The sequence below is a fragment of the Pseudomonas sp. ACN8 genome, assembly GCF_002303925.1.
Classification (GTDB): Bacteria; Pseudomonadota; Gammaproteobacteria; order Pseudomonadales; family Pseudomonadaceae; genus Aquipseudomonas.
In genome coordinates, this window is record NZ_MRCS01000003.1 from 143,552 (window position 1) to 168,230 (window position 24,679).

At 60.3% G+C, this 24,679-nt stretch carries 22 protein-coding genes; 11 read left to right on the top strand and 11 right to left on the bottom strand.

Features of this window, described 5'->3' with window-relative positions; genetic code table 11:
- Positions 1-11: 11 nt before the first annotated feature.
- The gene (locus BSF44_RS02855; RefSeq protein ID WP_095942177.1) at positions 12-683 is read left to right on the top strand and encodes an MliC family protein; all 672 of its coding nucleotides are present in this window, start codon (positions 12-14) and stop codon (positions 681-683) included.
- 45 nt (positions 684-728) lie between these two features.
- Here the strand turns inward: BSF44_RS02855 and BSF44_RS02860 are convergent, their stop codons facing one another.
- From BSF44_RS02860 to BSF44_RS02875, 4 genes are all read right to left on the bottom strand, one after another.
- Entirely contained in the window at positions 729-1,814 is a 1,086-nt protein-coding gene (locus BSF44_RS02860; protein ID WP_095942178.1) for a polyamine ABC transporter substrate-binding protein, read from the bottom strand.
- Positions 1,815-1,889: 75 nt separating this feature from the next.
- The gene (locus BSF44_RS02865) at positions 1,890-2,231 is read right to left on the bottom strand and encodes a cupin domain-containing protein (protein WP_095942179.1); all 342 of its coding nucleotides are present in this window, start codon (positions 2,229-2,231) and stop codon (positions 1,890-1,892) included.
- Positions 2,232-2,259: 28 nt separating this feature from the next.
- Positions 2,260-3,666 carry an FAD-binding oxidoreductase gene (locus tag BSF44_RS02870; RefSeq protein WP_095942180.1) on the bottom strand — a complete coding sequence of 469 codons (1,407 nt, stop codon included), beginning with the start codon at positions 3,664-3,666 and terminating at the stop codon, positions 2,260-2,262.
- Positions 3,667-3,716: 50 nt separating this feature from the next.
- Positions 3,717-4,532 (bottom strand): helix-turn-helix domain-containing protein, encoded by an 816-nt coding sequence (locus tag BSF44_RS02875; protein ID WP_095942181.1) that lies wholly within the window; start codon positions 4,530-4,532, stop codon positions 3,717-3,719.
- Positions 4,533-4,798: 266 nt separating this feature from the next.
- On the opposite strand from BSF44_RS02875, the gene BSF44_RS02880 reads away from it, so the two are divergent.
- Positions 4,799-5,071 (top strand): DUF1652 domain-containing protein, encoded by a 273-nt coding sequence (locus tag BSF44_RS02880; RefSeq protein ID WP_095942234.1) that lies wholly within the window; start codon positions 4,799-4,801, stop codon positions 5,069-5,071.
- Positions 5,072-5,238: 167 nt separating this feature from the next.
- On the opposite strand, the gene BSF44_RS02885 is transcribed toward BSF44_RS02880, so the two are convergent.
- Entirely contained in the window at positions 5,239-7,713 is a 2,475-nt protein-coding gene (locus BSF44_RS02885; protein ID WP_095942182.1) for a UvrD-helicase domain-containing protein, read from the bottom strand.
- Positions 7,714-7,992: 279 nt separating this feature from the next.
- Between BSF44_RS02885 and BSF44_RS02890 the strand changes: the two genes are divergently transcribed.
- Positions 7,993-8,688 (top strand): pirin family protein, encoded by a 696-nt coding sequence (locus BSF44_RS02890; RefSeq protein WP_095942183.1) that lies wholly within the window; start codon positions 7,993-7,995, stop codon positions 8,686-8,688.
- Positions 8,689-8,889: 201 nt separating this feature from the next.
- On the opposite strand, the gene pgm is transcribed toward BSF44_RS02890, so the two are convergent.
- The 4 genes from pgm to BSF44_RS02915 all read right to left on the bottom strand — a co-directional run bounded on the left by pgm (position 8,890) and on the right by BSF44_RS02915 (position 15,166).
- Positions 8,890-10,533, bottom strand: coding sequence for a phosphoglucomutase (alpha-D-glucose-1,6-bisphosphate-dependent) (gene pgm, locus BSF44_RS02900; protein WP_095942185.1), 1,644 nt, complete (start codon positions 10,531-10,533; stop codon positions 8,890-8,892).
- 113 nt (positions 10,534-10,646) lie between these two features.
- On the bottom strand, positions 10,647-12,047 hold the full coding sequence (locus BSF44_RS02905) for a PLP-dependent aminotransferase family protein (RefSeq protein WP_095942186.1): 1,401 nt from the start codon (positions 12,045-12,047) through the stop codon (positions 10,647-10,649).
- A 40-nt stretch (positions 12,048-12,087) separates the two neighbouring features.
- Positions 12,088-13,578: a hypothetical protein gene (locus BSF44_RS02910; protein WP_095942187.1), complete on the bottom strand. Its 1,491-nt coding sequence runs from the start codon at positions 13,576-13,578 to the stop codon at positions 12,088-12,090.
- Between the two features lie 565 nt (positions 13,579-14,143).
- Positions 14,144-15,166: a zinc-dependent alcohol dehydrogenase family protein gene (locus tag BSF44_RS02915; RefSeq protein WP_095942188.1), complete on the bottom strand. Its 1,023-nt coding sequence runs from the start codon at positions 15,164-15,166 to the stop codon at positions 14,144-14,146.
- A gap of 270 nt (positions 15,167-15,436) precedes the next feature.
- Between BSF44_RS02915 and BSF44_RS02920 the strand changes: the two genes are divergently transcribed.
- Entirely contained in the window at positions 15,437-16,351 is a 915-nt protein-coding gene (locus BSF44_RS02920) for a LysR family transcriptional regulator (RefSeq protein WP_095942189.1), read from the top strand.
- 127 nt (positions 16,352-16,478) lie between these two features.
- Here BSF44_RS02920 and BSF44_RS02925 read toward each other — a convergent pair whose 3' ends face one another.
- Complete coding sequence (locus BSF44_RS02925; RefSeq protein WP_095942190.1) at positions 16,479-17,765, bottom strand: type II toxin-antitoxin system HipA family toxin; 1,287 nt, start codon at positions 17,763-17,765, stop codon at positions 16,479-16,481.
- Positions 17,758-18,075: a helix-turn-helix domain-containing protein gene (locus BSF44_RS02930; protein ID WP_095942191.1), complete on the bottom strand. Its 318-nt coding sequence runs from the start codon at positions 18,073-18,075 to the stop codon at positions 17,758-17,760. Before BSF44_RS02930 ends, BSF44_RS02925 begins: the two co-directional genes overlap by 8 nt.
- Positions 18,076-18,385: 310 nt before the next feature.
- Here BSF44_RS02930 and BSF44_RS02935 point away from each other — a divergent pair, with 310 nt between their 5' ends.
- The 7 genes from BSF44_RS02935 (at position 18,386) to BSF44_RS02965 (ending at position 24,671) form a co-directional block, all read left to right on the top strand.
- On the top strand, positions 18,386-19,069 hold the full coding sequence (locus BSF44_RS02935) for a GntR family transcriptional regulator (RefSeq protein WP_095942192.1): 684 nt from the start codon (positions 18,386-18,388) through the stop codon (positions 19,067-19,069).
- Between the two features lie 114 nt (positions 19,070-19,183).
- Positions 19,184-20,116, top strand: coding sequence for a 4-hydroxyproline epimerase (locus BSF44_RS02940; protein ID WP_095942193.1), 933 nt, complete (start codon positions 19,184-19,186; stop codon positions 20,114-20,116).
- Positions 20,113-21,228, top strand: coding sequence for an FAD-binding oxidoreductase (locus BSF44_RS02945; protein WP_095942194.1), 1,116 nt, complete (start codon positions 20,113-20,115; stop codon positions 21,226-21,228). Before BSF44_RS02940 ends, BSF44_RS02945 begins: the two co-directional genes overlap by 4 nt.
- On the top strand, positions 21,221-21,457 hold the full coding sequence (locus BSF44_RS02950; protein ID WP_095942195.1) for a (2Fe-2S)-binding protein: 237 nt from the start codon (positions 21,221-21,223) through the stop codon (positions 21,455-21,457). Before BSF44_RS02945 ends, BSF44_RS02950 begins: the two co-directional genes overlap by 8 nt.
- A complete protein-coding gene (locus BSF44_RS02955; protein ID WP_095942196.1) occupies positions 21,454-22,710 on the top strand; it encodes an FAD/NAD(P)-binding oxidoreductase in 1,257 nt (418 codons plus the stop codon). Before BSF44_RS02950 ends, BSF44_RS02955 begins: the two co-directional genes overlap by 4 nt.
- A gap of 74 nt (positions 22,711-22,784) precedes the next feature.
- Positions 22,785-23,534: an AraC family transcriptional regulator gene (locus BSF44_RS02960; RefSeq protein ID WP_095942197.1), complete on the top strand. Its 750-nt coding sequence runs from the start codon at positions 22,785-22,787 to the stop codon at positions 23,532-23,534.
- Positions 23,535-23,852: 318 nt separating this feature from the next.
- Positions 23,853-24,671: a transporter substrate-binding domain-containing protein gene (locus BSF44_RS02965; protein ID WP_046042020.1), complete on the top strand. Its 819-nt coding sequence runs from the start codon at positions 23,853-23,855 to the stop codon at positions 24,669-24,671.
- Positions 24,672-24,679 lie beyond the last annotated feature (8 nt).

The window sequence follows — 24,679 nt, forward strand, 5'->3', positions numbered from 1 at the left end:
GTGACGCCGAAATGAAAATGGTCATGCCACTTCTGGCCTCTGTGCTCGCCGTCAGCACGTGCGTGACGGCGAGCCTGTGTGACGCCGCCACAAAGGCAAAACCAAAGCCTTTGCCAACGTACAAAACCAGTTTCGATTGCGCCACGCCCCAGGCATCCGCCGAAAAGCTTATCTGTCACGACCCTCAACTGGCGCGCATGGACCTGGAACTCGATCGCCTTTATCTCCTGGCGCTCAGCGACGACCATTCAGTGCCGCGCCCGAATAAAGTCGAGATCGATCAGCGGTTCTGGATTGAGTCCCGTAACCAGTGTGGTGGCGGGGCTCAAGCCAGGGCGTGCGTCGTGCGAAGTTATGCCGAGCGTGCGTTCCAACTGCGCCAGGGTTCGGCCATTGCCAGAACCAAGGACCCCAGCAGGCTCACGGAAGGCCCATTGGCTTATCGTTGCGCAGGGTTTAACGCATTGGTCGCCGCGACCTTCTTTACCGTCGAACCGGGCGTGGTGTTCCTGAAATGGGCCAACACCTCGGTGACGCTGGATCAGGTGCCCGACAATTCCGGAACCCGGTACACGGGCAAGGATTACAAAGGCAGCTACAGCTTCTGGCAAATCGACGATGACGTGTTTTTCCAGATACCCGGCTCAGGCCAGATGAGTTGTGCAGCCGAGCCGGTCGGCTGAAGACGATGGCATCGGGACGTCCTGTCCCGATGGCCGCTCCCCGCTTTAGCTGCCGGTGCGAATCTTGTTCCAGACCCGGGTACGCACCCGGTCGATGTTCAGCGGCATGGCTTCCAGGGCAAACAGCTTGCCCATCATTTCCGGGCTTGGGTAAACCTTGGTGTCGTTTTTGATCGCCGGGTCGATCAGACTGTCGGCCGTCTCGTTGCCATTGGCGTAATGCACGTAGTTGCTGACGCTGGCCATGACGTCCGGGCGCAGCAGGTAGTTCATGAAGGCGTAACCGGCCTTTTCGTCCGGAGCGTCGGCCGGCATCGCGACCATATCGAACCAGATCGCGGCGCCTTCCTTGGGAATCGAGTAGCCGATGTCGATGCCGTTGTTGGCTTCCCTGGCGCGGTTTTCCGCTTGCAGGATGTCGCCGGAGAAACCGACCGCGACGCAGATATCGCCGTTGGCCAGGTCGCTGGTGTACTTGGACGAGTGGAAATAGCTGACATACGGCCGCACTTTCATCAGCAGGGCTTCGGCCTTCTTGTAGTCTTGCGGGTTCTTGCTGTGAGGCGGCAACCCGAGGTAGTTCAACGCCGCCGGTAGCAGCTCGGGGCCATTGTCGAGGATGGCCACGCCGCACTTCTGCAGTTTCTGCATGTTCTCGGGCTTGAAGATCAGGTCCCAGGAGTCCACCGGGGCGTTGTCCCCCAGCACCGCCTTGACCTTGGCAATGTTGTAGCCGATGCCGGTGCTGCCCCACAGGTACGGGAAGCCGTGTTCGTTGCCCGGGTCGTTCGTCTGCAATGCCTTGAGCAATACCGGGTTGAGGTTTTTCCAGTTCGACAACTGACTCTTGTCGAGCTTCTTCAAAGCGCCGCCTTCAATCTGTCGGGCCATGAAGTGGTTGGACGGGAACACCACGTCGTAGCCGGATTTGCCGGTCATCAACTTGCCATCGAGGGTCTCGTTGCTGTCATAGACGTCGTAGGTGAAGCCGATGCCGGTTTCTTTCTGGAAATTTTTCGTGGTGTCTGGCGCGATGTAATCCGACCAGTTGTAGATCTTGACGGTTTCGGCGGCCTGGCTGATCGATGCCACGAGCAACAGCGGGGCCAGGGTCAGTGTCTTTCGGATCATGAGTCGATTCCTGTAGGTTTTTTTTGTTGGCAGGCAATCAAAGGATCAGCTTTCAAATTTCAAAGAATTGAATATTCAGAAAATCAGAACGTAGGTCTTGCGCACGGTTTCCTGGATGTCCCAGATGCCGAGGCTGTTGGCCGGCAACATCAGTGCGTCGCCGGCGTCTATGTGCAGGGGCTCGCCACCGTCCGGGGTGAAGGTGCAGCGGCCCTGGATGAAGTGACAGAATTCCTGGGCGACGATCTGCCGCCGCCAGCGTCCCGGGGTGCATTCCCAGACGCCGGTCTCGACACCGTCATCGCGTTCGACGCTGGTGGTCGAAGCCACGGCCACCGGGGTACCCAGGGGCACGGCGACCGGATTGGATTCGTCCAGTTTCAGGGTTGCGGTGTTCTTGAAGTGCGTGATGCTCATGGGAATACCTGTCGATGTAGAAGCGCGTTTAGTGCATGAAACCTTCCATGAAACCAGCCACCCCGCTGGCCAGCTTGCGCCGCCAGGGCGCAGTGGCCGGGTTGGCCAGGGTCTGGTCCTCATGGACAAAGCTGCGGATGATCGCGTTGTAGCCGAGCCAGCGGATCGGCTCCGGCTCCCAGGCCCGAAGTGCATCGAGGCCGCGCTGGGGGATGACCCACGGTTGGCGCACCAGATCGGTGTCGCGCCCCAGGATCAGGTCGGCCAGCGTGCGACCTCCCAGGTTGCTAACGCCGACGCCCTCCCCGCCATAGCCGCCAGACAGGGCAATGCCGTTGGCCCGATCGCAAAGCATGTGCGGCTGGAAATGCCGGGACATACCCAGGTTGCCGCCCCAGGAATGGGTGATCTGCACGTTCTTCAACTGCGGGAACAATTCGCCGAACAAGTAGCGCCGCAGCTGTATTTCGTCAGAGGTCAGGTTGAAGTCGTGCCGCAGCTTTCCGGCGAACTGATAGCCGCCTCGGGCGCCAAAGATCAATCGGTTGTCGGCGGTGCGCTGACCGTAGGTGACCTGGCGACTGGCCTCGCTGAACGCCTGGCCACGACTCAGGCCGATCTCGTCCCAGGTGGCCGCCGACAAGGGCTCGGTCGCGACGATGAGGCTTTGCACCGGCATCTGGTAACACCCCAATGGCGGCAGCGTCACGGAGTAGCCTTCTACCGCCGGCACCACCCAGCGACAGCGCACCGAAGCTTTGGCCGTGCGCAGACTGCCGGACTGCCAATGGGTGACCGCGCTGTTTTCGTAGATTCTGACGCCCAGGCGCTCCACCGCCCGGGCCAGCCCCCGTACCAGCCTGGCCGGGTGAATGGTCGCTACGTGCGGCGCGTAGATGCCGCCGTAAGGTTTGGCGACACGAATCTGTTGCGCCAGTTGTTCCGGGTTCAGCCAGCGATAGTGGCTGTCGTTGAGCCCCTGGCGATGAAGATCGTCCAGATAGTGACGCAGGCTGGCCTCCTGTTCCGGATAGCGTGCTGCGCAATACAGCACGCCGCCTTTACGGTAATCACAGTCGATCCCCTCGCGTTCGAGGACGATCTCCACTTCATCCGGAATGCTGTGCAACAGATCATAAGAGGTGCGGCGATCTTCGGCCGGCAGATTGGCCAGCAGGCGATCTTCACCCAGCAAATTGCCCATCAGCCAGCCACCATTGCGCCCCGACGCGCCGAAACCAGCGGTTTGCGCTTCGACGATGGCGATGCTCAAATCAGGTTTGTGCTGTTTGAGGTAGTACGCGGTCCAGAGCCCGGTGTAGCCCGCGCCGATGATCGCCACGTCGACATCCAGGTCCCGCTCCAGCGCCGGACGCGCCAATAGCGGCTCGTCGAGCTGGTCCATCCACAAACTGATAGTGCGCCACGCCGGCATGCAAGACTCCGCCACTCAAACTTCGATGGCGTCGATCCTAGTGCGTGGGCTCAGGCGCTGTCTTGCGCGCGTGCACGCAAAGAAATTTGTTTGACGTAGGCCTTGGGGGACTGGCCGGTGTGCTGGCGGAAACAGCTGTAGAACGCCGACAGCGAATTGAATCCGGCGGCGAAGGCCAGTTCGTCGATACGCACGGGTGGTGTCGCGGCATCCAGCGCTGCAAGCAAATGTTGCAGGCGCGCCTGGTTGACGTAGCGGTAGAAGCTCTGGCCCAGCACCTGGTTCAACAGGTAGGAAATCTGGTTGCGGCTGTAGCCACACTCTTTCGCCACCCGTTGCAGATCGAGCTCCGGGTCCAGATAAGGCTGTTGACCCTGGAAATACTGCTGCAGGTCATCGGCCATGAAGCTCAACTGGCGCGGCGACAGGCCGAGTCGGCTGACCGCCGGGCGCTGGTTGCCGGACGTTTTGCTGCCGGGTTGCTCGTGCACCAATGACGCATATTCATTGACCCGCCAGATCAGCCCGTCCTTGACGGTGATCGCTTCGCTGGCGCGGAACGACACCAGTCCTTCACCGCCGCGCAGGGTGATGCGGTACTGAATGAACGCCGTGTTGCCGTCCAGTCGAATGCGGTCGGAATGCTCCAGCGCCTCATCCGGATCCCGGGGCATGCTGTTGCGTACGTACTCGCGCAATTCGGCCAGGCCCATGATTTTGTTCTGGAAGAAATCGTTGTACTGGACTTCAGGGTGATAGAGCGACATGACGCCGTCCAGATCCCGGTGCTTCCAGCGCAAGTGATAGCGCATGACCGTCTCGCCCGTGACCTGGGTTTGCAGCGGGCCATCATCATCGGCGTGCATTGAACATCTCGACGGCAAAAGACCGAGCTTGCCCAACTTGCGCGTTGTCTTCAACGACTAAACCGAGGGTGACGGGTGCCGGCAAATGGTCGATAAGCGTGAGCTGGATCAAAAAAAACGTTGGCAATCGCCAAACAACCTGAAAACTCCACATTATTTTCACATCCGGGTGCTACTTTTAAAAACTGTCACTGGTTGAACCAATGAAGGTTCTTCCCTCCTACCATGAGCTAACGGACGCGCTCGATAATGAAGGCGGGCAACACATGAATAAAGGGTTCAGTAAGGTCACGTTTCCAAACGCCTGCCAGCTGATGCGCTGGCATTTTCATCCCATGGGTTTCGAGGCGAGCATGGACGCGCCGGGCAGCATGATTGCCCGTCTTTTTGATCGTGCCACTGGCGAGACCATGATCGCCATTGCCGGCATTCCGTGCGCCACCGTCATGAATGCCGCGGATGTAGAACTGATAATTGAAGCGGTGGAGGATGAACTTGAAGCCTTCGTACCCCCTCAAGCCCTCCGGAGTTATGCCTGAAGGCTCAGATGTTAAAAAAGCCCACTTCAAGTGGGCTTTTTGTTGAGCGCTGTTCCCTGTACCTGTAGGAGCGAGCTTGCTCGCGATGAATTTGAGGGCGCCGCGTTCAATCAGACCACCCGCGTTATCGTTAACGACCATCGCGAGCGAGTTCGCTCCTACAGAAGTCAGGCGGTGGTTTGGCTTTTACGATGATCGACAAAGAACGCCTTGCCCTTGCCGATCCGGTCAGAGGCCTTGGGCATGTTCGCGGCCTGGGTGTCCTGTGCATCGACGTACCAGTAGCAATGGCTGACAGCGCGGGTAATACCCACGTAGGCCAGCCGCAGGATCTCGTCCTTCTGGGCGTTGTCGTAGGGTTCGCTGTCACCGGCCTTGCCCAGGCCCGCCATCCGGTAAACCTGATTCTTGTAAGGCGAGCTGGTCAGATGCTGGCAGTCGCCCAACAAAAACACCGCATCGGCCTGGAGGCCCTTGGCGCTGTGATAGGTCAGTTGCTTGAGCCTGCGAGCCTCATGCGGCAAGCTAGAATCAACATTAAGTACAGACTGAATATGCTCTTCTATCAATAACTTATCGCTACTTTTTCGATAAAGCATCAAGATCGAATCGCCCTTTCGGTAATGCTCCATCAGGCGCTGGGCCATGCCCTGGTCATCACGATCGAGGACGTTCACTGGCAGCAATGCCTTGGGTTCACCGCTGGCCTTGGCTTTCTTCCCGGCAATCGCCGGTGCTGCGCGCACGATGTGCTCGGCGGCATCGATGATGTGCTGGTGGCTGCGGTAGTTGTCGCTGAGCATGACCTTGGTGGTGCTCGAGGACGGGAACTCCTTGTTGAACTCCATGAAGTAGCTCGGCGAACTGCCGCGCCAACCATAGATGGACTGCCAGTCATCGCCCACACAGAGCAGCGAGGAACGCTGGGCGCCGCGCCCGACATGCATGGCCGGCCCGCGACTGCGGATCTCTGCCAGGCTGGCCCTGATCCAGGAGACGATCTGCGGCGAGACATCCTGGAATTCGTCGATCATCAGGTGTGACAGCGGCCGCAGCAGCTCATCGCCGAGTAGCTTGAGGTTCTGCGGCGAATGCTCGCTGAACAGAGCGAACATCCGGTTGTAGGTCATGATCGGCGGTTTCTGATCCAGCAAGTGATCTTCCAGCGCCCGCCAGTAAAGGCTCAAGGCCTCGAAGAAGAACCGGTCGGGATCGTCCTTGGCGAAACTCATCTGGCCGACGGCGCTCGGCACATCCAGCCCGAGGTTTTCGATGAACCCGGCGGCGGCGACAAAGCAATCGAGCAGCGGCGCAGAAGCAAGCTCGCCCTTGACCTTGTAATCGAAGCCCGGCCCGGCACTGGCATCGCCAGCCAGTGAGGCCAGGACACGCTTGGATGACTCGTAACTATCCAGCCATATCAATGGTTTACGGCAGAATGCTTGAAACAGGGTGCGTTTGACTGCCCACTCTGCGCGTACCGACAGCTTGGCGTTGGGTCGCGTGACCTGCGGGTTTTCCCGAGGATCGAACCCCAGCACCACCCAGGCATCCAGGGACGGGATGTAGCCGTGACAATGGAAGGTCGAACCGTTGATATCGAACGACTGGCGATTGGGTTCGATGCCCTTGATCGGCCAGGCACCGGCGCGAAACCACAGGTTCTCGATGGCGTCGCACAGTTCTTCATCGCGTTTGGCCGCCAGTTCGGTAACGCCCATGCGTTTCTGTACATCCGGGTGATCGCGCTCCAGCTCCTTGAGTTGCAGGGCATGCCGGGACAATGGCTTGATCAGCTCGCGAAAACGCTCATTGTCACTGTGCAGACGGTGATAGCAGGCGTTGAGCTGTTGGCGTTGAGCGTCGTTGATACGCAGATCGAATGGATTGCTGTCGACCTCCTCATCACCCTGTGCGGCCCGCAGGCTTAGATTTTCGAAAGCCTGCAAACGCTCGAAACCCGGAAGACTGCGCACCATCGGCAGGATCCGCGAGTGGAAGGTGCGCACCAGATCCCGTGCCTCCTTGAAGCTGATCGCACGGCCCCAGAGCGCAAACAGTTCGATCAGCTTGTTGATGAAGTCCTTGCGCGACTCGCGGGTGAAGGTCACCACCGTCATCGAACTCAGTTCAAAGCCCAGGTAATGAGTCAACAGCAAAATACGCAGCACCAGCGTGGTCGATTTGCCGGCTCCAGCGCCCGCGATCACCGAGGTGGACGGCGTATCGCTGAAGATCATCTTCCACTGTGCGGCGCTGGGTTGGGCATGGGTGGGCAACAACCGGGCGACATCGGCCTTCATGCGTTTCTTCAACTCGGCGCTCAACGGCAGGCGCCAATCGTCGAACAGCAGGTCATCGACATTCGGCGGCCGGTGTTCGGTGCTGCGCGAGTCACGGATCAGCAAAACCTGTCGACCCTCCTCCAGCCCTTCGAGCTTGCCTTCCTTGTAGCCGTAATCGACCCCGGCGCTGTGACCGCTGCGAAAACCGTCGGCCTGGCCATGCAACCACGACGCACGATGCTGTGCGTGCAGGCGGGTCAGGCTGTAGCCGAAGAATCGGGCGAGCCATCGCTTGATCAGCGGCATCTCGGCCAGGGGGCGAAGTTCAGGCGGAAGATCGGGGGTGTGTTGCGGCACGCGGACTGACTCCAGGGTGTGAGGCTGTTGAGCGCTATGGTGTCTGCATTTGCCGTCGAGTTCTAGTCAATTGCTTATCGCTCATTGGCTTATACGATGAAGTGAAGGCTGAATGAGAGCCTTTCGAGGTGATTTAACATCAATTAATTCGATGGGAATGCGGCATTTTTTACGCTTTTTATCGATTGTTGCCTGTTGGATGATGGCCGTCATCACTCACCGGTCTCGCTTCGTGGCTCAGGCACCTGGCCCCATGACGAACCTTTTCTGGAGACGATCATGCTTGAACTCAGACCTTTCAACTCGCTCGGCGGCGCTCACCACGGCTGGCTGGATGCTCACCACCATTTTTCGTTCGCCGAATACTACGATCTCAAGCGTATGAACTGGGGCAACCTGCGGGTCTGGAACGACGACGTGATCGCTCCCGGCACCGGTTTCCCGCAACACCCGCACCGGGACATGGAAATCATCACCTATGTCCGTGAAGGCGCCATTACCCACCAGGACAACCTTGGCAACAAGGGCCGCACCGAAGCCGGTGACGTCCAGGTCATGAGCGCCGGCACCGGGATCGCCCACAGCGAGTACAACCTGGAAGCGACGCCGACGAGGATTTTCCAGATCTGGATCATCCCGAACGAGTCCGGCCTGGCCCCGTCCTGGGGCGCCAAACCGTTCCCGAAAGGCGACCGCGAAGGTTTTGTCACCCTGGCCAGCGGCAAGGAAGGCGACGACCAGAGCCTGCGCATCCGCGCCGATGCCCGGCTGGTAGCGGCCAACCTGAAGGCCGGCGAGTCCGCCGAATACCATTTGGACACCGGGCGCCGTGCGTACCTGGTGCCGGCCACCGGGGTCATTGAAGTCAATGGCTTGCGTGCACAAGCTCGAGATGGTGTCGCGGTTGCCGATGAGCCCGTGTTGCGAGTGACGGCCATCGAGGACAGCGAGATTGTTCTGGTGGATCTGGCTTGACTCGCTGAGCAAATCGCAAAAAAAGGGGCGACCGTATTGGTCGCCCCTTTTTTAGTGCAAATGCCTTCGCTGGCAAGCCAGCGCCTACATGGGGAATGCGGTCCAATGTAGGAGCGAGCCTGCTCGCGAAAAACCCGAGAATACCGCGGGGTGTCAGGCTGCCAGCGTTATCGTTGACGACCATCGCGAGCAGGCTCGCTCTTACAAGGAAATCGCGCCATCCACCAGCGTTTGCGCCTCGGCCACCAGTTGCTTGAGGTGGTCGTCGCTGACAAAGCTTTCGGCGTAGATCTTGTAGATGTCTTCGGTGCCCGACGGACGCGCCGCGAACCAGCCGTTTTCGGTCATGACCTTGAGGCCGCCAATGGCCTGGTCATTGCCCGGTGCGTGGCTGAGGATGCTCTGGATCGGCTCGCCGGCCAGTTGGGTCGAGGTGACCTGTTGCGGCGACAGCTTGCTCAACAGCGCTTTCTGCTCCGGATTGGCCTTGGCGTCGACCCGCACCGAGAACGGCTCGCCCAGTTCGTCGGTCAAGGCACGGTAGGCCTGGCTCGGATCGCGGCCGGTGCGGGCCGTCATCTCGGCGGCCAGCAGCGCCGGAATCAAACCGTCCTTGTCGGTGCTCCAGACGCCGCCGTCCTTGCGCAGGAACGAGGCACCGGCGCTTTCTTCGCCGCCAAAACCCAGGGAGCCGTCGAACAGGCCGTCGGCAAACCATTTGAAACCGACCGGCACTTCGTACAGGCGACGACCCAGGCGCTTGGCTACGCGATCGATCAGGCCGCTGCTGACCACGGTTTTACCCACGGCGGCATCGGCGCGCCATTGCGGACGATTCAGGAACAGATAGTCGATGGCAACAGCGAGGTAGTTGTTCGGCGCCAACAAACCACCGGAGGGCGTAACGATGCCATGGCGGTCGTGGTCCGGATCGCAGGCAAACGCCACGTCGAAACGTTCTTTCAGGCCGATCAGGCCTTGCATGGCGTGGCCGGACGATGGGTCCATGCGGATCTGGCCGTCCCAGTCGACAGTCATGAAGCGGAAGGTCGGGTCGACCTCTTTGTTCACCACATCCAGGTCCAGGCGGTAATGCTCGGCAATCGCCGACCAGTAGCGCACCCCTGCTCCACCCAGTGGATCGACACCCAGGCGCAGCTTGGCATCGCGGATGGCGTCGAAGTCGATCACGTTGATCAGGTCGGCGACATAGGTGTTGAGGTAATCGTGACGATGGGTAGTGCCGGCCTTCAGTGCCTGCTCGTAGCTGATGCGCTTGACGCCAGCGAGCTTGTTGGCCAGCAGTTCGTTGGCCTTGGCTTCGATCCACTTGGTGATGTGGGTATCGGCCGGACCGCCGTTGGTTGGGTTGTACTTGTAGCCACCGCTTTGCGGCGGGTTGTGGGACGGCGTGATGACAATGCCGTCCGCCAGGCCGCTGGTGCGACCACGGTTGTAGCAGAGAATTGCATGGGAAATGGCCGGTGTCGGCGTGTACTCGTCACCTTCGGCGATCATCACGGTCACGCCGTTGGCCGCCAGCACTTCGAGGGCGCTGACGCCTGCCGGCGTTGACAGCGCATGGGTGTCGATACCGACAAACAGCGGGCCATCGATGCCTTGAGCTTCGCGGTACAGGCAGATCGCCTGGCTGATCGCCAGTACGTGCCATTCATTGAAACTCAAGTCGAACGAGCTGCCGCGGTGCCCGGACGTGCCGAAGGCAACGCGCTGGGTGGAAATAGAGGCATCAGGCTGGCCGGTGTAATAGGCCGTTACCAGTCGCGGGATGTCGACCAACAATTCTGCCGGTGCCGGTTTACCCGCAAAAGGACTGAGTGTCATGCAAAACCTCTGGAATAGAGTGGTTCAGGAATTGGATCGCAGTTTACTGGCAGTTTGACCGCAACGCGATGGGATCGATCCAACACAGTGGAGGTTGTTATTTTTTGTCTTACTCACTCGATTGATTCCAGGCGCAGTGCATCGCCCAGCAGTCCCAGTGCGGCCGCCAGATTGTGTTCGCCGCCGAAGGTATGGCTCAGGCGCAAGTGCTGTCCGTGCAGGCCGTGGAGGCTGAACAGCTCGCCCGGCGCGATCACCACCTGATGCGCCAGCAGACGCTGGAAGACGCGACGGACATTGACCCGACGCAACGAACGCGCCCAGACCGTTGCACCACCTTCTGGTTCGACGAAATGCAAGGCATCACCCAATCGCTCTTGCAACAGCAGGGTCATTTGACTCTTGCGCTCCTTGAGCAGCCGTCGCAGTACCAGCAGGTGTTGATCGATGCGCCCGCTGCTGTACAAGCGGGCGATGGCTTTCTGGCGAATCGGCGAGAGTCGGAAGGAACGCAGTAGAAAGTGCCGTTGCAGTTCAGCGCTCAAATGCCTCGAAAGCAGATAACCGTAGGGCGCTTCCGGACCGATGATTTTCTCGAATGTGGAAAACACCATCAGCCGCTCAGGGTCCAGCAAGTCTCGAAAGCGCACGCAACCGAGATCGAATCCGAGTTCGCCATAACAGTCGTTTTCCAGCACCCAACTGTCATGCGCGGCCAACAGCCGGGCAATGGCCTGCCTGTTTTCGTCAGGTGCCAGGCTGCCACGGGGCATGTTCAGGGCCGATGACAACAGCACCAGCCTTACCGGCTCGGTATCGAGCAGTAATGTCAGACGTTGCGGATCCAGGCCACCATCGGCTTGCACAGGCAATTCGATCACCCGTACGCAAGCGGCTTGAAACAAACGCAGGATCGTCCAGTCGCACGGTGATTCGACCACCACCGTGGCGTCTTTCAAGCCCAGCACGGCGATCAGGATTTCCAGTACGCCGCGCAGGTCGGCGCCGATGTAGACATCATCGGCGTGCCAGTAACGCATGGGCGACGTGGTGTAGCGTGCTGCCAGGGCGGCGCGCAACTCGAGTTCGCCGCAGGGTTGCGAAGGCGACTGCGGCTGGCGGGGATACTGGCGCAGCAACTCCCGTTCCAGCAGCAACAACGGGCTGTCGAGCGGCTGCAGCAGCGCCGGCTCATCGGCGCTCAAGACCAGCATTCCCGGGCGCCTGGCATTGACATAGACCGCCTCCAGCAAGTCGCTGCCGCTGTCTTGCAGGTTGATCGAGGACACCGGCAACGCGTAGTAGCCGGACTTGGCCACCGAATAGACGCGCCCTTCTTTCTCCAGCAGCGAATAAGCGTACTGAATGGTCGAGATCGACACATTGAGGCGCTCCGCCAGATGCCGCAGCGACGGCAGGCGGATGCGCGAATCCCCTTCAGACTCGTTGATCAGGCTGACCAGGTATCGATAAACCGCCTGATAGGCGAAATCCGTTTCTCGTGGACCTTTCATGGGCGAAGGCCATTTGCATTGACTGAAAATCCGCCCACGCTCAGTGACCCGCTGACCATTCATCCTCCCGCGTGATGCCGGCGTCAGAATCGCCCGCCGTCATTTGCGACGCGCCCTTTTGAATGTGCGCTTCAGCCGCCCCGTCAGCATCAACGGGCGTCCACTCCATGCGGTAAAGCTGGCCAATCAGGCTGACGGGCAATCCGCTGACATCCGTCATCCATTGCATGATCTGCTCGGCCACCGGATGCCCCTGCATGGCCTTGTGCAGCTCGGGCATGGCCACCAGCATGCCCGGATGGCATTGACGCAGAAAACGCTCGAGCCCCGCTCCTTTTTCGATAAAGGGTGCGAACAGCAGGCACACCAATTGTGCTTCGCTCAGCCCCAGGTTCTTTTGTGCCTCGACCGCCGCTCGGGCGCGCAGCTCGACCAGTGTCGCCGGATTGCCGAAGACCTCGATGGCCTGCTCGCACATTCGCTCGGGCAAGTGCTTGCGACGCATCATCACCAGCGCACGTTGCAGGTATTGCGCAACACCGGATTCGTAATTGCGATTCTGCACGAAACACGCATGCAACCCCCGGATGTGCGCCGAGATCGACGGGCTGACGAATTCGTTATCGCTGATCTGCGCGGACAGCTCGTCTGGCTGGAATCCGAGAAATTCAGTCAGCAATGGCCAGCGGTCTTCCAGATTGCTGACCAGCAGGTCGTGAATGTCGATGCAGGCCGCGCGACGACAGGTTTCGAAGCGCTCTTGCGGGCGCCACCGGGCCTGGCCGTAATCGGCGTAGAACCTGTGATAACAGTCGCTGCCCAGTTCATCGAGCAATGCAAACAACCCCGCACAACCGGCTTCACCCGTGTGGGAAGGCTGGAGCCCTGCCTTGGCGGCGGCACGTTTCAAACCCTCGATGAACTGCTTCTGCCGGCGCGGCGTGTCACCGATGAGCAAGGCGTCGACACCACCGTCCCAGCGGGCGATTTGCCCGTAGAACTCTCCCGTGGCCAGATAACCGTCATCCCACAGGTCGAATCCGCCGCGCCATTTCCGCCGATGGCCGATCATCAACAGGTTCAGGCGGCTGGACTCGCGACCGGCGTCGGAAATCGGCGTCAGGTGGTTGAACGGCAAGACTTCCCGATCATCGACCATCAACACCTCGACCCTGGGATCGTCATAGACAAACAACGCGCTGTTGGTCCGGTGCATGTTTTCCACGGCCGCGCAGTTTGTTCCGCTCAACCGTAACGAGGCGATGCGCAACTGAAATGTCGCTGGCGCGCGAGTAGCGATGGTCAACTGCGCAGCACGCAACAGTGCCAACGTGTAGCAGTTGTCACGCCCCCCGGACTGGATCGCCAACACCTTGTAATCGCCAATGTGCTCCATGCCCCCGGCGGCCACTGCCAGGCGCTGAATCAACAATTGCAATGCTGTGCGTTCGGCACGGGAGAAAAAACCCAGCAATCGCTGCAGCACTTGTTGATAGACATAGTTCATCGCTTGGTCATGGATGCTGGTCATCTTTATTTACCTGATACTCGTAAGTTCAATATCGTGCAGGCAGCCAATCCCGTTGGACTGTCTGCACGAATGGAGTCATCGACTTTATTGCCAAATGCTAACACTTGAATTTTCTTGAAATCATTTGAAATGATCGCAACACCCCCTCTTCCTAACGACAAAGCCAAGGCTGAAGCGCCCGGCCGGCAAGGGTTTGCTCGTTTTAAATGGAAGTCTTAGGAAATATCCGACACGGTCCCACAGACACTTAACACAAGAAATAAGGAAGGAGGTTGTCGCTGTTTTTTTGGCAACTAAACAACAACCAACTAATTTGGAGATTTGCACCGATGGCGCACAGTGAAAAGTTTCAGCCTGACACCCAGCCATGACTCATTCCTTGAGATGAAAGTAATCATTCAATTATCAGGGCTTAGTGGCTGATTAGAAGCTACAGATTGCGGGCAAAAACCAGTTCAGTTGCCGGACCGGCCTGCGGATCGATGGGTTTCGGGGGGCGCAAACGAAAGAGTCCGTGTGGGCACGGACTCTTGAGAGGGTAGTTGAGAGAACTGTTGGGTAAGTATCAGGCCGGCTCGACCTGCAGCGCGACCCGTTCGCGGCACGGGCATTCGTCCATGTAGCGGTGCGCTTCGACAAACTCGGCAAACGGGAAGACCCGGGTCTTGAGCGGCAGCACAACACGGTCGGCGGTCAGCTGATTGATGTCGCGCAAGGCACGTTGCAGTGCGGCCTCGTCCTGGGTGATGCCCAGTTCCGGCTTGCCCGTGAAGTTGCCGATGCAGTGTACGAAGAATTGAATGTTCTTCTGGAACGCTGCGCAGGCCGGGAAAGGCGTCTGGTTGCCACCTTGCAGGCCGTACAGCACCAGGCTGCCGCGAGGTGCCAGCACATCGCCCAGCAACGACATCTGCGGACCGCCCAAACCATCGAACACCACGTCCACGCCGCGGTTATCGGTGATTTTGTTGATCCGCATCAGCAGATCTTCTTCCTCGGTGACGATCACTTTCTCGGCACCCAGCGACAGCAGGTATTCACGTTCTTCCGCCGTCTTGGTCGCGGCGATCACTCGAACACCCAAGGCCTTGCCCAGTTGTACGAACGAAGGTCCGGCGCAATGACTGGCGTCGGTCACCAGGGCGAATTGCCCGGGTTTGACTCGTGCCAGATCGGCATAGGCGAAATAGGCGATCAACAACGGCGTGTAGTGCACGCTGGCTTCAATCGGGCTGAGCACATCCGGATAACGGGTGACCGCCGAGCGTGGCAGAACGATCAGCTCACCGTAGACCGGGTAGTCGTTCGGGCTTTGGGCCGGAAAGCTGGCGACCTTGTCACCGACTTCCAGGTCATCGACGCCATCACCGACAGCAGTGATGATACCGGCCATCTCCTGGCCAAGGCCTGAAGGCAGACGGGCATGGGACGAGGCCAGGTTCTGGCGCCAGAGAGTGTCATACCAACTGATGCCGATCGCCTCGACGCGCACCTGCACTTCGCCCGGTGCAGGCAGAGCCGTCGCATGCTCTTCGCATTTGAGCACCTCGGCTGGACCAAACTTGTGAAAACGGATCGTGCGGGACATCGCAAACCTCGCCAAATGAACCTCTAATGCCTTGAACTCTAGCTGGGCTTTCAACCCAACACTATCAGTGGCTATTAATAGTCGACATGCCTGTCATTGATTCCGCAGCGGTGGCAACATCGTCAAATGTCGTAAGAAACCGAAGCAGCCTATGTAGGAAAAACTGAATTACCCGGTGCAGAGTACCAGCCTTTCCCCGTAATATTCCTGCTGGCCATTGTTCTCATATGGCCGCCCACGTCAAGTTTGCTGACTCTGCCAGGACTCCAGATGAATCGTAATGACCTGCGTCGTGTCGACCTGAACCTGTTAATCGTTTTCGAAACATTGATGCACGAACGCAGCGTGACCCGCGCTGCGGAAAAACTGTTCCTCGGCCAGCCAGCCATCAGTGCGGCGCTCTCGCGCCTGCGCGGGTTGTTCGATGACCCTTTGTTTGTGCGTACCGGCCGCAGCATGGAGCCGTCCGCCAGGGCGGTCGAGATCTTCGCCCTGCTCTCGCCGGCACTGGACTCGATTTCCACCGCCGTCAGCCGTGCGGCCGAGTTCGATCCTGCCACAAGTACCGCCGTGTTCCGCATCGGCCTTTCGGACGACGTCGAGTTCGCCTTGCTGCCCATGCTGCTCAAGCGCCTGCGTGCCGAATCGCCGGGGATTGTGCTGGTGGTGCGTCGGGTCAACTACATCCTGATGCCGGGGTTGCTGGCATCCGGTGAGATATCCATCGGTGTCAGTTACACCACCGACCTGCCAGCCAACGCCAAGCGCAAGGTACTGCGCCGCAGCCAGCCGAAGCTGTTGCGCGCCGACACCGTGCCGGGGCCGCTGAGCCTGGATGATTACTGCGCCCGCCCCCATGCCCTGGTGTCGTTCGCCGGCGACCTCAGCGGCTTTATTGACGAAGAACTGGAAAAACTCGGGCGCAAGCGGCATGTGGTGCTCGCCGTTCCGCAGTTCAACGGATTGAGTACCCTGCTCGCGGGCACTGACATCGTGGCTACGGTGCCGGACTACACCGCCGATGCGCTGACCGCCGCGGGCGGTGTGCGGGCCGAAGATCCGCCGTTGCCGGTACGCAGTTTCGAATTGCACATGGCCTGGCGTGGGTCGCAGGATAACGACCCGGGGGAGCGCTGGTTGCGGTCTCGGATTCAAATGTTTTTTGGGGATCCGGATAGTCTATAGGGTCGTCTGGTAGGCTGTTCAGCTGATCATTTCTGCCTTTTGATAGAACAAACACCGACAGCACAGGACCCTATGTGCTCGAAGCACGCGGCAGCTTCAATTATGAGAGTCGCCGTTGCTCCGACCTTCAACGGCGACCGCTGCCCACGTGACCGTGGTGTAACCGAGCGACGTTCTGATCGATGCGGCCCTGGATCGTACGCAAGGTGTTTTGAGTAATAACCCGTGGGTAAAGGTTCTCGGCGATGGTTGCAAACCGGCTCGCTACATCACAAATGCCGTCGATCACTCTGCCTGCAGCGTCCGGGGGCACCTCGGCTTCCTCGGCAAGCCGAAGCATTTGCGTGCGGGAAATCGACAGGGCCTCCCCCATCACATCCATCTGGTGATAGCCACCTGGCCCCTCGCAGAAGGTCACGTCGTAAGCCGGCGACAGTCTCCACTGACCGTCTTGCGACATGATGTAGGCAAAGTTCTTGGGATGATCGTCTCTGTTGTTGAACGCAACATTGAAGACGGCACGTTCGAAGGCCACCGCCATCCCTCGCACGTCGTTGGTACACATCTGTGTTGCCCGCAAGAAGTTGACATAGTCCAACACCCCCGGAGACCGGTAATTTGCCCCCGTAAAGGCCGCGAGGCTTTGCATGGGTATGCGCAGACCATCCCGGCGGTCAAATCGCTTACTGGCAAACGCTGCCAACCCATTAGGCAGACTGAAGTAGTGTGTGTCAGGGGTCTCGATACCGCACATGCGCAGGCACTCGGCGTAGACCATCTCGATAGCACACACCTCGGCATGTTCTTCTTTGGCCGGGAACTTGATCAACCATGCTTCAAAGTCCGGCGTGACGGCAGTGGTAAACCCGCCAGTTTCGGGATCGCGATAGACCAGGGCCTTAGGCCTTGCACCTTGAGGCGAGCCGCCCACCAGCAGCAACCTCTGCAGGAACTCGCCACCGTCTCCATGGAGCACTTCCTGCACTTGGGCGGCAAGCTGTTCCAGCGGGATGTGGACTTCAGCTTCCTGACCTTCGGGTGCCACGGGCTCAAACGTCATGGCGCCCATCGCATTGCTACCGATGTAGGCCAGCCGTTCCAGTGAGCCGATGCGCGCCGTGGTGAGCCCGCGGCGCCTGAACATACGGTCCATCAGCAACATGCCCCAGCCATCCGGCAACGAGTCGTAAACAGGCCCTGGCAAGTACAGTTGGTGGTCTGGAAAATCTCGGCGCAACTGAGTCCCCTCCAACGGCAACATGTAGGAGGACAGTTCCAAGCCCCTTTGCCTGGCTTCATTGCTGTACTCGAACACGATCAGCGGGCGACCGGTCAGGGCGGTGGTGGAGACCAACGTGCCCCATTGCCATCGCTCCCCCCAGCCCTCGTAGAAGACGTTCACCTGCTCAAGCATTACCGGACTTCCTCTTTGTACGGAGACGATTGGCGCTGTTTTCGTAGCGCCGAATATCCTCGATGCTTTCCAGCTTTGGCAGGAACAGGCCTTCGAGCTCCTTGGCTCGGCCAAGGGCCATCGCCACCCGGACAACATTCTCGAACCCGACATTGCGCCCGGCTTCAAGGTTGGACACGGTGTTGGTGCCGATGCCGGCACGCCCGGCCAAGTCGGCTTGTGTCATGTCCAGCGCCAAGCGCTCTGTGCGCAAGCGAGCGCAGAGGCGCTTGACGACCTCACTCGGCTTGCTGAAGCTTAAATCCAACATAGTGTGTACCCAGCCCATTCTGTGCGAGTTAGCTCCCAAAATTATAGAATTAACGCCAAGTCCCATCAAGTTGCGTAAATCCATTACTTTGTGTCTTATCGGTTATTTTATAGATTTAGCCACAGTTTACTGGACTTACCTATCATCAAGCCCAAGGGGAAGGACGCCCCCGGATGGAGCTAACTTTTGGCGGCCGTTCAGAATCGTAGTGTTCCCGTTTTGTTGTAGCGGGTTGCAGGACCGACACCGACGTCGAACCGGGGAAGATCGGCAAAAGAATTTCGTATACCCTAGCGCTATCTCACTTCACATGACCGCCGCCGTGAACCTGACCAAACTCAACGCACCTGATCTTGGTAACACGCCTTCGACTTCGGAAATCATCACCCGCCATCTGCGGGATGCGATTGTCGCCGGGCATTTTGCCGAGGATGAGCCGATCCGCCAGGACGACATCGCCCGCCAGTTCAATGTCAGCAAGATCCCGGTGCGCGAAGCCCTCAAGCGGCTGGAGGCCGAAGGGTTGGTGATGTTCCAGCGCAATCGCGGGGCGATGGTCACGCGGGTTTCCGATGCGGAACTGGCGCAGATGTTCGAAGTGCGGATGTTGCTGGAGGACAAGATTCTGCGCCTGGCCATTCCGAACATGACCGAAGAAACCTTCGCCCGTGCCGAGCGCATCTGTCAGGAGTTCATCGGCGAGGACGACGTGGGGCGCTGGGCCGAGCTTAACTGGGAGCTGCATTCCTGCCTGTACGAGCCGGCGCAGCGACCGTTTCTGGTGAGTCTGATCCGTTCGGTCAACGACAAGCTGGAGCGTTATCTACGCATGCAGATGAGCTTGTCGGCCGGTAAGGAACGGGCCGATCACGAACACCGCGAGATCCTGGCGGCCTGCCGCGCCGGGGATGTGGACCTGGCGGTGAAGCTTCTGGACGAGCACATTGCCGGCGTCTGTACGACCCTGTTCGAGCACCTGCCCCACACCCACTGAGCGCTGTGGACGCTGTGCCGATTTCGTCATCGACACAGACTAAATCCATCAAGCCGACACCCCGCCGCACGGGCCACTCTTGCGTTCACTCAACCGAATGGACGTGGCCCTCCCATGAAACGCATCTGTGTGATCGACTCCCACACCGGCGGCGAACCGACCCGCCTGGTGACCGCCGGATTTCCTGACCTTGGCACTGGCAGCATGGCCGAACGACGCAGGGTATTAGCCGAACAGCATGATCAATGGCGCGCCGCCTGTGTGCTGGAACCACGGGGCAGTGACGTGCTGGTGGGTGCCCTGCTCTGCACGCCGGTGGACCCTGGCGCCTGTGCCGGGGTGATTTTCTTCAACAACACCGGTTATCTGGGCATGTGCGGCCACGGCACCATCGGCCTGGTGGCGTCGTTGGCGCACCTGGGCAAGATCGGCCCCGGCGTGCACAGCATCGAAACGCCGGTGGGCACGGTGCAGGCAACCCTGCACGAAGACCATTCGGTGAGCGTGCGCAACGTGCCGGCCTACCGTTATCGCAAGGCGCTGGCGGTGCAGGTGCCGGGTATCGGCCAAGTGGTCGGTGATATCGCTTGGGGCGGCAACTGGTTTTTCCTGATCGCCGAGCATGGCCAGCGGGTGGCCGGCGACAACCTCGAAGCGCTGACCGCCTACACCTTCGCCGTGCAGCAAGCACTGGAAGCCCAAGGCATTCGCGGTGAAGACGGCGGCTTGATCGATCACGTCGAGTTGTTCGCCGATGACGATCACGCCGACAGCCGCAACTTCGTGCTCTGCCCGGGCAAAGCCTATGACCGTTCGCCCTGCGGCACCGGCACCAGTGCCAAACTGGCCTGCCTGGCGGCCGACGACAAGTTGCAACCGGGGCAGATCTGGCGCCAGGCCAGCGTCATCGGCAGCGAGTTCGAGGGTTCCTACGAACTGCAGGGTGAGCGCATCGTGCCGACCATTCGCGGGCGCGCGTTCATCAGTGCCGAGGCGAGCCTGATCATCGAACAGGACGACCCGTTCGCCTGGGGCATTCGTCCATGAACGAGGGCCAGGTGGCCGATGTGATCGTGATCGGCGCCGGCATTATCGGCGCCGCCTGTGCCCAGGCGCTGGCCCGTCGCGGCTTGCAGGTGCTGGTGCTGGACGCCGGCCTGCACGGCGCCACGGCCGCTGGCATGGGCCACTTGCTGGTACTCGACGACAACCCCGCCGAACTGGCCCTGAGCCAATATTCGTTGCAGCGCTGGCGCGAACTGGGCACGGACCTGCCCGACAGCTGTGCCTACCGCTGCAACGGCACGCTGTGGCTGGCGGCGAATGCCGAAGAAATGGCAGTGGCCCACAGCAAGTTCCTGAATCTGCAAGCCCAGGGCGTGGCTTGCGAACTGATCGGCGCCAGTGCCCTGCGCCAGCGCGAACCGGAACTGAGCGAAGGACTGGAAGGCGGCTTGTTGATCAATGGCGACGGCATTCTATACGCCCCGGCAACGGCCGGATGGATGCTCGAAACACCGAACATCCGCCAGCGCCGGGCACGGGTCAGTGCGGTCGATGGCAATCGCGTCTGCCTCGATGACGGTCACTGGTTGAGTGCCGAAGCCGTGGTGCTGGCCAACGGTATTCAAGCCAACGAGCTGTGCCCGGAATTACCCATCGAGCCGAAAAAAGGCCACTTGCTGATCACTGACCGCTACCCCGGCAGCGTCACCCATACGCTGGTGGAACTGGGTTACGTCACCAGTGCCCACAACGCCACAGGGCCGTCGACCGCCTGCAATATCCAGCCGCGCCCCACCGGGCAACTGTTCATCGGCGCCTCGCGGCAATTCGGCACCACCGACCCACAGGTCGAAGGCTGGATGCTCGCGAAAATGCTCAAGCGTGCCGCCGAGTACATGCCGGGGCTGGCCCGGCTCAATGGCATCCGTGCCTGGACCGGTTTTCGCGCCGCCAGCCCCGACGGCTTGCCGCTGGTGGGCCAACATCCACAACGTCAAGGCTTGTGGCTGGCAGTCGGTCACGAAGGACTGGGCGTAACCACCGCCCCCGGCACCGCCGATTTACTGGTGGCGCAACTGTTCAACGAAACCCCGCCACTGGCCGCACAACCCTATCTGCCCCAGCGTTTTCTCGGAGAACCGGTCTATGCCTGAATTGTTGCTGGACGGCCACGCCCTGAAAGTCGCCGAAGGCACCAGCGTCGCCGCGGCCCTGGCGTTTGCCAGTGACGGCTGCACGCGCACCTCGGTCAGCGGTCAGCGCCGTGCGCCGCTGTGTGGCATGGGCATTTGTCAGGAATGCCGGGTGACCATCGATGGCCGGCGTCGCCTGGCTTGCCAGACCCTGTGCCGTGACGGCATGCAGGTGGAGACTCGCCCATGAATGAATACGCTGATCTGTTGATCATTGGCGCTGGCCCTGCCGGGATGAGCGCCGCCCTTGCCGCCGCCCCCAGCGGCGCCCGCATTGTCATGCTCGACGACAACCCGTTGCCGGGCGGGCAAATCTGGCGCGACGGCCCTCAAGCCAACGTGCCCGGTCAGGCCCGGCGCCTGCGCGAGCGTCTGGCGTCGTGCAACAACATCCGCCATCACGCCGGTACTCGGGTGATCGCCGCCCTCGGCGCGAAACAACTGCTGGTGGAAGATGACGACCATGGCTGGTTGATCAGTTACGACAAGCTGATTCTGTGCACCGGCGCCCGTGAATTGCTGCTGCCCTTCCCCGGCTGGACCCTGCCGGGTGTCACCGGTGCGGGTGGTTTGCAGGCGCTGATCAAGGCCGGTTTGCCGGTGCAGAACGAGCGCGTGGTGATCGCCGGCAGCGGCCCGCTGTTACTGGCCAGTGCCGCCGCCGCCAAACGGCATGGCGCGCAAGTGCAACGCATCGCCGAACAAGCCAGCCGTAGCGCCGTCGCCGGTTTCGCCGCGCAACTGCCGCGCTGGCCCGGCAAATGGCTGCAATCGTTCAGTCTGTTCGACCACCATTACCGCACCGCCACCCACGTATTGGCCGCGCTCGGCACCGACCGAGTGGAAGGCGTGCGCCTGCAACAACAAGGCAACATCGTCGAACTGGAATGTGATCGGCTGGCCTGTGGTTTCGGGTTGATTCCGAATATCCAGTTGGCTCAGGCACTGGGTTGCGCCATCGAAGATCAAACCATCGCGGTGGATGCCTGGCAGGCCAGCAACCGCGCCGACCATTATGCGGCGGGCGAATGCACAGGGTTCGGCGGCAGTGAGCTGGCCTTGGTGGAAGGTGCGATTGCCGGCCACGCTGCAGTCGGCAATCTGCAAGCCGCCAGGCAATTGTGGCCGCGCCGGGCGCACTGGCAGGGTTTCGCCAAGGCGCTGAACAGCGCGTTCGCCCTCGACCCGCGACTCAAGTCCCTGGCCCGCCCCGACACCCTGGTTTGCCGTTGCGAAGACGTGCCCTACGCGGCATTGACCGGTCACTCTGACTGGCGCGAAGCCAAACTCGCCAGTCGCTGCGGCATGGGCGCCTGCCAGGGCCGGGTGTGTGGCGGTGCGGTGCATCACCTGTTTGGCTGGCAACCTTCGGCACCGCGTCCACCCTTCAGCCCGGCGCGGATCGAAACCTTGATGTCCCTGGACGATACCCCGCCAGCGTGATGACCACGCCGGGGGTTTCGGCCACGCTGCCGAGTCTCTATGATCCCGGGGGTCACCCTCAGACCCCCGGCGCCATGTATCCCTCGCTCACCACCTTTAAACCTTGCGATCTGCCGACGCTGCTGAACAGCCTTCAGCCCATCGCGCCGTTGCTCGATACCCTGTCGGACGTGGTGTTTTTCATCAAGGACGGCGAGGCCCGCTACGCCTTCGTCAACCAGACCCTGGCCCGGCGTTGTGGTTTCAAACACAGGGACGAGCTGCTGGGGCGCACCGCCGAAATGGTCTTTCCGGAACGCTTCGGTCCGCTGTACACCGAGCAGGATCGGCGAGTGCTGTCCAGCGGTCGCGAACTGGCCGATCAGCTGGAGCTGCATTTGTATTATGGCAATCAGCCGATCTGGTGCCTGACCCACAAACTCGCCTTGAAGGATGAACAGGGTCGAATCGTGGGTCTGGCCGGTATCTCCCGCGACCTGCAATCGCCACAGTCGAACCATCCGGCGTTCCAGAAACTCGCCGCCGTGGATGCCCATATCCGCCGCCACTTCGCCCGCGCCATCAGCCTCGCCGAACTGACCGCCATCGCTGGCTATTCCGTGGCGCAATTGGAGCGGCACTGCAAACGGGTGTTCCAGCTCACCCCACGGCAAATGATTCACAAGGCGCGCCTGGAAGAAGGTTCGCGGTTGTTACTGCACACCGAGTTGCCGATCACCGAAATTGCCTTGCGCTGTGGTTACACCGACCACAGTGCCTTCAGCCGGCAGTTTCGGGCGCTGACCAGTTTGTCGCCAAGTCAGTATCGCGATAATCAGCGTTAGGCGGGAGATGAAGAGTGATCTTCCGGGCCTCATCCACCACAAAACCCGCAATGAACCGATAAACCGGCACGCACCTCTGACCTGCCAGTGTTCCCTAAAGGTGCGCCCACACACCCATTGCTCCCATCTGTAACACTGCCATCGTTTGCCCAGGCTTCCACTCTCCCGCCCGTTGCTCCCCCGCAAGACCTCTACTGCAAGGCCTGACGATTTATTCACTGTTAAAACTGGAATCGGGCACGTTGATTGCTATTGTTAATATCGTATACGAAATCCTCAATACGATAATCAACAGCACTTCACATCAACGAGGCCTCTATGAAAAACCCCGCATTTGCCGTAGCCCTCAGCGCTGTTCTCAGTACCTCTTTCATCGCCACTGCCCAGGCCGACAAGCTCGACGACATCATCGGTTCGGGCAAGCTGCGCTGCGCCGTGACCCTGGACTTCCCGCCCATGGGTTTTCGCGATGCCAGCAACTCGCCGGCCGGCTTCGATGTGGACTATTGCCGCGACCTGGCGAAGATCCTCGGGGTCGAGGCCGAAGTGGTGGAAACGCCGTTCCCGGATCGCATTCCGGCACTGGTCTCCGGGCGGGCTGACGTGATCGTCGCATCCACCTCCGACACCCTCGAACGCGCCAAGACCGTTGGCCTCACCGTGCCCTACTTTGCCTTCCAGATGGTGGTGCTGACCCGCGACGACACCGGCATCAACGGCTTCGACGACCTCAAGGGCAAAGCGGTGGGCAACACCAGCGGCACCTACGAGGCCATCGCCCTGGAGAAAGACGTGAAGAACTGGGGCTCGGGCAGCTTCCGAGCCTACCAGTCGCAGAGCGATACCCTGCTAGCTGTCGCCCAAGGCCACATCGATGCCACTGTGGTCACCAACACCGTGGCCGCCGCCACCCTCAAGTCGGGCAAATACAAAAACCTGAAAGTCGCCGGTAACGCCCCGTACGTCATCGACTACGTGTCCCTGGGTGCCAAACGCAGCGAGTTCGGCCTGCTCAACTACCTCAACCTGTTCGTCAACCAACAGGTGCGCACCGGTCGCTACAAGGAGCTGTTCGTTAAATGGGTCGGCACCGAGATCCCGCCGACCAACCTGACCGTGCCTCAGGTCTACTACTGAGATGTCCG

Bases quoted from the DNA above. Each gene is read 5' to 3' on its own strand.
- BSF44_RS02855 (WP_095942177.1), top strand. From the start codon at position 12: ATGAAAATGGTCATGCCACTTCTGGCCTCTGTGCTCGCCGTCAGCACG.
- BSF44_RS02860 (WP_095942178.1), bottom strand. From the start codon at position 1,814: ATGATCCGAAAGACACTGACCCTGGCCCCGCTGTTGCTCGTGGCATCG.
- BSF44_RS02865 (WP_095942179.1), bottom strand. From the start codon at position 2,231: ATGAGCATCACGCACTTCAAGAACACCGCAACCCTGAAACTGGACGAA.
- BSF44_RS02870 (WP_095942180.1), bottom strand. From the start codon at position 3,666: ATGCCGGCGTGGCGCACTATCAGTTTGTGGATGGACCAGCTCGACGAG.
- BSF44_RS02875 (WP_095942181.1), bottom strand. From the start codon at position 4,532: ATGCACGCCGATGATGATGGCCCGCTGCAAACCCAGGTCACGGGCGAG.
- BSF44_RS02880 (WP_095942234.1), top strand. From the start codon at position 4,799: ATGAATAAAGGGTTCAGTAAGGTCACGTTTCCAAACGCCTGCCAGCTG.
- BSF44_RS02890 (WP_095942183.1), top strand. From the start codon at position 7,993: ATGCTTGAACTCAGACCTTTCAACTCGCTCGGCGGCGCTCACCACGGC.
- pgm (WP_095942185.1), bottom strand. From the start codon at position 10,533: ATGACACTCAGTCCTTTTGCGGGTAAACCGGCACCGGCAGAATTGTTG.
- BSF44_RS02905 (WP_095942186.1), bottom strand. From the start codon at position 12,047: ATGAAAGGTCCACGAGAAACGGATTTCGCCTATCAGGCGGTTTATCGA.
- BSF44_RS02910 (WP_095942187.1), bottom strand. From the start codon at position 13,578: ATGACCAGCATCCATGACCAAGCGATGAACTATGTCTATCAACAAGTG.
- BSF44_RS02915 (WP_095942188.1), bottom strand. From the start codon at position 15,166: ATGTCCCGCACGATCCGTTTTCACAAGTTTGGTCCAGCCGAGGTGCTC.
- BSF44_RS02920 (WP_095942189.1), top strand. From the start codon at position 15,437: ATGAATCGTAATGACCTGCGTCGTGTCGACCTGAACCTGTTAATCGTT.
- BSF44_RS02925 (WP_095942190.1), bottom strand. From the start codon at position 17,765: ATGCTTGAGCAGGTGAACGTCTTCTACGAGGGCTGGGGGGAGCGATGG.
- BSF44_RS02930 (WP_095942191.1), bottom strand. From the start codon at position 18,075: ATGTTGGATTTAAGCTTCAGCAAGCCGAGTGAGGTCGTCAAGCGCCTC.
- BSF44_RS02935 (WP_095942192.1), top strand. From the start codon at position 18,386: ATGACCGCCGCCGTGAACCTGACCAAACTCAACGCACCTGATCTTGGT.
- BSF44_RS02940 (WP_095942193.1), top strand. From the start codon at position 19,184: ATGAAACGCATCTGTGTGATCGACTCCCACACCGGCGGCGAACCGACC.
- BSF44_RS02945 (WP_095942194.1), top strand. From the start codon at position 20,113: ATGAACGAGGGCCAGGTGGCCGATGTGATCGTGATCGGCGCCGGCATT.
- BSF44_RS02950 (WP_095942195.1), top strand. From the start codon at position 21,221: ATGCCTGAATTGTTGCTGGACGGCCACGCCCTGAAAGTCGCCGAAGGC.
- BSF44_RS02955 (WP_095942196.1), top strand. From the start codon at position 21,454: ATGAATGAATACGCTGATCTGTTGATCATTGGCGCTGGCCCTGCCGGG.
- BSF44_RS02960 (WP_095942197.1), top strand. From the start codon at position 22,785: ATGTATCCCTCGCTCACCACCTTTAAACCTTGCGATCTGCCGACGCTG.
- BSF44_RS02965 (WP_046042020.1), top strand. From the start codon at position 23,853: ATGAAAAACCCCGCATTTGCCGTAGCCCTCAGCGCTGTTCTCAGTACC.